The sequence below is a fragment of the Lacinutrix sp. genome, from assembly GCF_023299985.1.
GTDB lineage: Bacteria > Bacteroidota > Bacteroidia > Flavobacteriales > Flavobacteriaceae > Lacinutrix.
Genome location: NZ_JALZVX010000206.1, coordinates 1 through 8,711 on the forward strand (window position 1 = coordinate 1; position 8,711 = coordinate 8,711).

Genomic DNA, 8,711 nt, shown 5'->3' on the forward strand with positions numbered 1-8,711 from the left:
ATACGCTTCACCTTATAGAAAGAAGCGCATGGTGGCTTCACATTGTTGGTATATTAGTATTTTTAAACTACTTATATTTCTCTAAGCATTTACATATTTTACTAGCATTCCCAAATACTTATTATGGAAAATTAACACCAAAAGGACAATTTCCAAATAACGATGCAGTAACAAAAGAAGTGATGTTAATGATGGATCCAGACGCAGATCCTTACGCAGTGCCAGAAGAAACAGAAAGCAGCGAGCCTCCTGCTAAATTTGGAGCAAGCGATGTGCAAGATTTAAGTTGGTTAAACCTACTTAATGCTTATTCTTGTACAGAATGTGGACGCTGTACAAGCGAATGTCCTGCAAATTTAACAGGCAAAAAATTATCACCTCGAAAAATAATGATGGACACCAGAGACCGTCTAGAAGAAGTTGGTAAAAATATAGATGCTAACAATGGTGAATTTAAAGACGACGGAAAACAATTATTAAACGATTATATTACAAAAGAAGAACTTTGGGCATGTACCAGCTGTAATGCTTGCGTAGAAGCTTGCCCAATAAGTATCGATCCATTAAATATTATTATGGAAATGCGTAGCTATCTAGTAATGGAAGAAAGCGCAGCACCAATGGAGCTTAATAACATGATGACCAATATCGAGAACAATGGAGCGCCTTGGCCATACAACCAAATGGATAGATTAAACTGGAAAGACGAGTAAAATAATTTGAGCGTTACCAAGACATGCAAAAAGCATCATCTTGGTCAGGTTTTCCGCTATATCTTTTTTTTGCATATATGCAACAAAAAAAAGGATGCCGCATCAACCCTTAACGCAGGAATACTTACTAACAATAGTATTCAATAAAAGACAATTAAATATTTATAAATAATAAAACAAAATGAAGAGTAAAACAGCAACATACAAGCAAATTATCATGCTCATTATGTTGTGCACTTTTCAAACCATTTCTGCTCAAGATTACAGAAAAGATTCTCTACAAATAAAAGCATATACAGAAATTGAATACAAAGCAGGAGAAGCAATTAATATTAAATTAAAAAAAGTGTTTTGCGATTACTGTACTAAAAACCAATTAGAGCTCATAGGCGAAGACGCAGTTAGGAGAACAGACAGTGAAAAAAACGATCCCAAAAACAAACTAAAAGACGGTAAAAAGAAATTAGCCGTTTACATTAGAATTGCAAAAACAGATTTTGCTGGTATAAAAGAAGAAGAGTAATTACTCATACAAATAAAATAACATGAGCAAACAACTAATAGTGCCAACAATGGCAGAGCTAATGGCAGAAGGTAAAACTCCAGATATACTATTTTGGGTTGGATCTGCAGGAAGTTACGACGATAGAGCAAAAAAAATAACAAAAGCATTTGTTAAAATATTAAACAAAGCTGAAGTTAATTTTGCAGTTTTAGGTACAGAAGAAAGTGCAACTGGAGATTTAGCAAAAAGAGCAGGAAACGAATTCTTGTTTCAAATGCAAGCAGTAATGAATATAGAAGTATTAAACGGTTACAACGTAAAGCGTATTGTAACCTGCGATCCACACTCTTTTAACTGTATTAAAAATGAATATCCAGGTTTAGGTGGAAATTACGAAGTATTGCATCACACACAATTTATAAAAGAATTAATAAACTCTAAAAAACTTAAAATTGTAGATAGCGACTTTAAGAATAAGCGTATTACTTTTCACGATCCATGTTATTTGGGTCGAGCAAATTCTGAATATGATGCTCCAAGAGAGGTTTTAAAAAATTTAAATGCAACTTTAATAGAAATGAAACGTAGCAAATCTACAGCATTATGCTGTGGAGCAGGAGGAGCACAAATGTTTAAAGAACCAGAAAAAGGAGATAAAGACATTAACGAGCTTCGTACTGAGGATGCATTACAAACCAATCCAGATATTATTGCAACAGGCTGTCCTTATTGTATGACTATGATGTCTGATGGTGTAAAAGTAAAAGAAAAAGAAGCATCTATTAAAGTTATGGATGTTGCGGAGTTAATTGCAAGTTCTCAAGGTTTGTAATAAATTAATGGAAAGAGAAAAATCACTATTTAAACAATTATTAAAAACAGGTTTGTTTAGCGGTTTATTTATTACATTATCAGTTAGTTACAATCATAAGAAAAAATAATGTTTGCAAATCAAGAAATAGACATAAGTACTATACCAAAAGCGGAAATTGTTTCACTAAAACCTATTTCTAGAAGTTATTTAAAAATATTATTTATCAATAATATCCTCAAATACATTATCCTTTTTGGGCTTATAATCTCAGGTAATAACTTCCTAGAAAAAGAGTGGATTTCTAATGTGTTTTGGTACGTTATTATATTATTAGTAGTACTATTTATACTGCAGAGTATTATAACAGTTTTAGGTTTTAAAAAGCGAGGTTACGCATTAAGAACACACGATATTATATACGCTAAAGGCTTATTAAGCCATAAAAAAACAATTGTACCATTTATTAGAATTCAACACACAGAAACAAAACAAAGTTTTATAGCAAAACTATTTAATCTTGCATCGCTTAACGTTTATACAGCTGGAGAATCTGGAGGAGATTTATCCATTAACGGACTTACACGTACTGAAGCCGAAAACATAAACCAACTACTAACAACCAAGATTAAATAAGTGTTCGACTTTACAAATCCGTCGCGACAATCCATAAAAGGCATAGCTGTTTTATTTGGTTTTAATAGTTATAAAATTATTAAAAGCCTCTTTCTTGCAATTGCCGCACTTTCTTATAGCTTTATAAAAAGCGGAAAAGTCTTTGGGATGTCTCAAAATAAAATGATTGTTATAGTCTTTAGTGTTTTTCTAGTCATTTTTATACGGTCGATTCTTCAATATCTAAACTTTAAATTTTATATTGATAATGATGACTTTATACTATCTAAAGGCATATTAAATAAAGAGAAAATTAGCGTTTCTAAATCTAAAATCCAAAACATTTATATCAGGCAAAACGTGCTTCAACAAATAATTAATGTTGTACAACTTGAAATAGAAACCGCTGGAGACGCAAAAGCTGAAGTTAAAATTAATGCACTTAGTAGAGAAAGAGCTTTGGAGCTTAAAGAACATTTATTATCTTATAAATCTATAGAAAACAAAGGCTTAGAGCTATTAAATGATACTCCAAAAGTCACTGCTGTTTATTATAGAGCAAGTTTAAAGAAACTGTTTCTTGAAGGACTTAGTCAAAACCACATTAAGAGTTTTATGATTATTGTTGGGTTTGTAGGTGGTTTTTATACTAGTTATGAAGACTATTTAAAACAATTAAAATTAGGTGATAAGTTTGAATTGTTAGTAAAACAAAATGAAAATTCAATTAGTATTCTTATTGTAGTTTTTTTATTAATATTAAGTGTTACTTTAATTATTTCGATTTTGTTTTCATTAATAAAAACGTTTTTACTCAATTTTGAATTACAAGTTATTGAGCATAAAAAAACGATTGAAATAAAAAAAGGATTATTTAATAAAGTAGCCATTATACTTTCTCCATCTCGTATTCAGAATATTGAAATTAAAAACAATAGACTTAAACGTTATTTTGGACTTAATACACTAAGTATTAAACAAGCAATGGTAGATAAAAAACTGCAAAAGCATTTTTCTATTATAGGTTTAGATAGAGTACAAGTAGATTATTTAGTTAAAAAACTGATGCAGAAGATTGGTTTAATATCAAAACAAGAAAAACCAGAGAAATATTATATTCGTGTTTTAATTTTAAAATCAATAATACCAATTCTAATTTTTAATCTACTAAGTTTTTTTAAATTTGGAAATCAATTCTGGATTGTTAATCTATTCTTAGTACCATTAATTTCGGTATTAATATATTGGCGCTATAGAAAAGCCTATTATGCAATTAAAGATAATATGTTAATAGTTGGTAGTGGTGCAATTTCTACAATTACAGAGCTTTTAGAATTTCATAAAATACAAGCTGTTGCTACAAAACAAACAATCTTTCAAAAAATAAGAAAGATTGTTACAGTTGAAATTTACACAGCATCTAAAGCTACGAAAATTTTATATGTAAAAGAAAGTAGAGCGAATACTATTGTTGATTACTTATTATATCAAGTCGAATCTCAACGTAAAGATTGGATGTAAATTACTATTTTTACAACCTAAACTATTTATTAAAAATGCTAGTAGAATTCAATACATTGCCAGAGCACTCAAAACTTTGGATATATCAAGCCAATCGTTCTTTTTCTGAAACTGAATTAGAAGAAATAAAAGAGAAATTAAACATCTTTATTACTAATTGGACTGCACATGGAAGCGATTTAAACGCAAGTTATGATATTAGATACAAACGCTTTATTATTATAGCTATTAATCAAGACTCACAAGCTGCAACTGGTTGTAGTATTGATGCTTCAGTACATTTTATCCAACAGTTAGAAAAAGAATACACTGTCGATTTAATGGATAAAATGAATGTATCCTATAAACAAGGAGAGTATGTTGCCTATAAAACATTAACAGATTTTAGAACGATGGCAAAACAAAAAGCCGTGTCTAAAAACACAATCGTTTTTAATAATCTGGTTACTAATATTGCTGAGTTAAATGAAAACTGGGAAGTGCCTGCAAGCGATAGTTGGCATAATAGATTTCTAAATTAGTCTTTTTAGTAAAATATAATTATGAAGAACGAAATCTTTCTATTAAATATTTCAGGTCAAGACAAACCAGGTTTAACAGCAAGTTTAACAGCTGTTTTGGCAGCTTCTAATGCTAAAATTCTAGATATTGGTCAAGCTAATATTCACGATACCTTATCTTTAGGAATATTATTTGAAATAGAATTTGGAGTAAATTCTTCTCCTGTTTTAAAAGATTTATTATTTAAAGCTTACGAGCTTGGTATTCAAGCAAAATTTACACCAATAACATTAGAAAATTACGAAAAATGGGTAACGCTTCAAGGTAAAGACCGTTATATAATAACCATTTTAGGAGAAAAATTATCTGCAGAGCAAATTTCTAAAGTAACTCAAGTTATTTCAGATAAAAATTTAAACATAGATGCTATAAAACGTTTAACAGGAAGAACTTCTCTTGTTAAAAAAAATGACTATCCTAGAGCGTCGATTGAATTATCGATACGTGGAGAAATATCAAACAAATCAGACTTAACTAAAAGTTTTCTACAATTATCTAAAGACTTAAATGTAGATATAGCTTTTCAAGAAGATAATATTTATAGAAGAAACAGACGCTTGGTTTGTTTCGATATGGATTCTACATTAATTCAAACCGAAGTAATCGATGAGCTTGCAGAACTTGCAGGTGTTGGAGCAGAAGTAAAAGCTATTACAGAGTCTGCAATGCAAGGTGAAATTGACTTTAATGAGAGTTTTAAAAAACGAATGAAGCTACTTAAAGGTCTAAAAGAAGAAGTACTTAAAGACGTTGCTATTAATTTACCAATTACAAAAGGTGCAAGACGTTTAATAGATACTTTAAAAAGTTATGGATTTAAAACTGCTATTCTTTCTGGCGGTTTTACATACTTTGGAAACTACCTTCAAAAAGAATTAGGCATAGATTATGTATATGCCAACCAACTTGAAATTAAAGATGGTAAACTTACCGGTAATTATCTTGGTGATATTGTAGATGGTAACAAAAAAGCAGAATACCTTAAAGAAATAGCAAAAAAAGAAGGTTTAAATATAAGCCAAACAATAGCAATTGGAGATGGAGCTAACGATTTAGCAATGTTAAATCTAGCAGGTTTAGGTATTGCTTTTCACGCTAAACCTAAGGTTAAAGACAATGCACAAAGCTCTATTTCTAGTATTGGTTTAGATGGTGTACTTTATTTACTAGGTTACCATGATAAACATATAGATTTATTAGACTAGTTATTTAGCATGATTATGTAAAAGTTAAATACCAAGAATTGATGTTAGTGTTAACTTAAAATTTATTTAACAGTTTACCAATAGACTCTATAAAGAATATTTGGAGTAAAGCCCAACGAAAACTTATCTACAATTTGAATTGTATTATTAATAGCGTTATTGCTAATATAGTCTCTACTTAATAAGCTAGATCTATTATATACATTACGTATAGAAACGCCAAATTTACTTTTTAAACGCTGTTTATTATTCCATTTAAATGCATACATAGCAGAGAAATCTAATCTATGAAAATTTGGTAAAACCTCTGTGTTTATATCATCAAAAACAATAGTACCTTGCGCATTGGTTGTTGATTTTGTATAAGGTTTTCCAGAATGCCATTTCCAGCCTAAGGCAAACTGAATTTGTTTTTTTTGATAAACCAAAGACGTGTTAATAGCATGTTTAATATTTGTATTTGCTGTAAACGAATACCCATTGTTTATCTCGGTAAATTCATTTTTTATGTTGTTAAAAGAATAGCTAAACCATACATGGAATGGATTAATAGTTTTTTTTATAAAAATATCGCTACCTATTATTTTTTGATTTCCAATATTAAAATTAGAATTATCTGGGTTTAAGTATCCTAAAGATAAAGCTGTTTTACCATCAATTTTTTTAATATAATTATCTATATCAACTTGCCATCCGTTATTTTTAAATAAAATTCCTGCAGAAATTTGAGTACTATTAATTATAGGAAACGTTTTGCCATCAGCTAATCTCCAAAGTTTATTCTCGAGAGACAAATCGCTTAAAACGGTCTCGTCTATTTCACTAATTATTTGGTTTTTAATTTCTCCGGTAAGCTGTATTCTAAAACTATTAGATAGGGTTTTATTAATTTGCAATCTAGGCTCAAACTTAAAGGCATTTAACAAACTAAAATTCGATACTCGCAAACCTAATTTTAATTCTATTCCATTTAAATTTTCAATTGTATAATTACCATAGATAGCATTAGTTTCTATTACAGTATCGTTAGAGTCTAAAATTAAAGTCAAGTTTGGATCACTATTTAAAAAGGCATAACCAACATCTTTTAATGAGTATTGGTAACCTAAAGCTAGTATGTTTTTTTTAGAATTAACAATTTCAAATTCTGTAGAAATTTCATAATCATCAATTACATTTCGCTTTTCAAAATCGAATAGTAGCGTATTATTTTCTTTTGTAATAAAATTATAATTAAAATTATATTTAGAAAAAACAGCTTGTGTTTTTTGTTTTATTTTTGAATTCCACTTGGTGTCCCAATTAAAACCATAACCGTTGTTTTCTATACTTAATGCATCATTAAATAATAACTCTTGAGATAATTCTAAATCATTATAATTTAAATCATTCTTTATTCCTATGGTATAAAATGAAATATTGTTTTTTAAATTTGGTTTGTAATTAATTTGAATACTATAATCCCTAAAAAAAAAGGAATTATTACTACTCTGTAAATTATCAATTTTAGTGTTTTGAAACACATGCCTTGCAAGTTGGTTTACGGTGTAAGAATTTAATAATTCGGTATAACTACGTCTAAATGAAGCTTGAACGCTTAGTTTTTTTTTAATAATGGGTTGCTCTAAATAAGCGTCAAAATTAATAGCATTAACTCCAAATTCAAATTTTATAGAATCGCTAATTTTAGTATTAGTAGTAATATCAATAACGCTAGATATACGATCACCAAAACGAGGGTTGGTACCTTTGTTATAAAAATTTATAGTTTGAGTTGCGTTAGAATTAATTGGAGAAATCATTCCAAATAAATGCCCTTTATGATAAATGTTTATTCCGTTCCAAATCACTCTGTTTTCATCTGCAGAGCCACCACGAACTAAAAAACCAGAGGCTGTTTCATTAGGGCTTATTACGTTTGGTAATTGTTGGACACTTTCAAGCACGTCAGGCTCTATTAGCCCTGGCAATAAACCAAGTTTTTTTGGTTTTATTTTAAATGATGCGTCTTTGTTTTTAGAAATACCATTTACTAAATAGGAACGAATAAAAACCTCTTGTAAAGTTTCGTTAAATGCAATGGTATCCTTTTTTAAGTGCCTAATTATTATGTATCGAGAATTAATATATTCAAATTCTAAATTTGTTTTTTTACTAATCTCGTTTAAAACAGTTTCTAATGTTCTATTTGCCTTCTTTAGGGTTAACTTTTTATCGCGCGTAATATAATCTGGGAAAGAGAATCTAATATTGTAAACATTTTCAATATTTAAAAACACATCATATAATGGTTCTTCAACATATTCAATTGAAAACCGAGTGTCATTTTGTGAAAAAAGCATTAAAGGGATTAAAAATATAAGTTTAAATATCCGCTTCATTAGTGCATACTAAGTTCTATTATTTTATTATTCTCTATGTAAGAAATTTGCATTGTTTTAAATACGGTAGCCAAAGCTAAATTTAAATTAGAATGCGTAAAACTACCAGTAAATATTTTAGAATCATCAATCAAACCTTTGTTAATCTTTACATTATACTGGTTTTCTAAAGCCGTTATAGCATAATTTAAAGGCACACTTCTAAACGTGCTTTCTCCAGAAATCCAAGTTGGTTGTTTGTAACCTTTAAAATTTTTGTTCTCTTGTATATTTCCTTTTATTTTTAAAACAGATTGTTGTGGCTTTAAAACCGTAGTGTTATTGTTTGAGATTACTTTAACTTCACCTTCATAACAGTTAACCTTAAAATCTTCATTATAAGCATTTACATTAAACTGT

General features: G+C 29.1%; 9 protein-coding genes. 7 read left to right on the forward strand and 2 right to left on the reverse strand.

What is annotated here, in order from left to right; genetic code table 11:
- From Q0C58_RS10995 to serB, 7 genes are all read left to right on the forward strand, one after another.
- Positions 1 to 713: 4Fe-4S dicluster domain-containing protein (locus tag Q0C58_RS10995; RefSeq protein ID WP_290701392.1), on the forward strand; the 713-nt coding region annotated here is incomplete at its 5' end.
- A 181-nt stretch (positions 714 to 894) separates the two neighbouring features.
- The gene (locus Q0C58_RS11000) at positions 895 to 1,236 is read left to right on the forward strand and encodes a hypothetical protein (RefSeq protein ID WP_290701395.1); all 342 of its coding nucleotides are present in this window, start codon (positions 895 to 897) and stop codon (positions 1,234 to 1,236) included.
- A 22-nt stretch (positions 1,237 to 1,258) separates the two neighbouring features.
- On the forward strand, positions 1,259 to 2,050 hold the full coding sequence (locus Q0C58_RS11005) for a (Fe-S)-binding protein (protein WP_290701398.1): 792 nt from the start codon (positions 1,259 to 1,261) through the stop codon (positions 2,048 to 2,050).
- Between the two features lie 108 nt (positions 2,051 to 2,158).
- A complete protein-coding gene (locus Q0C58_RS11010) occupies positions 2,159 to 2,665 on the forward strand; it encodes a PH domain-containing protein (protein ID WP_290701401.1) in 507 nt (168 codons plus the stop codon).
- Entirely contained in the window at positions 2,666 to 4,165 is a 1,500-nt protein-coding gene (locus tag Q0C58_RS11015; protein WP_290701404.1) for a PH domain-containing protein, read from the forward strand. It begins immediately after the preceding gene.
- 35 nt (positions 4,166 to 4,200) lie between these two features.
- A complete protein-coding gene (locus Q0C58_RS11020; RefSeq protein ID WP_290701407.1) occupies positions 4,201 to 4,686 on the forward strand; it encodes an ABC transporter ATPase in 486 nt (161 codons plus the stop codon).
- Positions 4,687 to 4,707: 21 nt separating this feature from the next.
- Entirely contained in the window at positions 4,708 to 5,931 is a 1,224-nt protein-coding gene (serB, locus tag Q0C58_RS11025; protein ID WP_290701410.1) for a phosphoserine phosphatase SerB, read from the forward strand.
- 74 nt (positions 5,932 to 6,005) lie between these two features.
- On the opposite strand, the gene Q0C58_RS11030 is transcribed toward serB, so the two are convergent.
- Positions 6,006 to 8,312 carry a FecR domain-containing protein gene (locus Q0C58_RS11030; protein ID WP_290701413.1) on the reverse strand — a complete coding sequence of 769 codons (2,307 nt, stop codon included), beginning with the start codon at positions 8,310 to 8,312 and terminating at the stop codon, positions 6,006 to 6,008.
- Positions 8,312 to 8,711: DUF4974 domain-containing protein (locus Q0C58_RS11035; RefSeq protein WP_290701416.1), on the reverse strand; the 400-nt coding region annotated here is incomplete at its 5' end. The genes Q0C58_RS11030 and Q0C58_RS11035, both read right to left, overlap by 1 nt.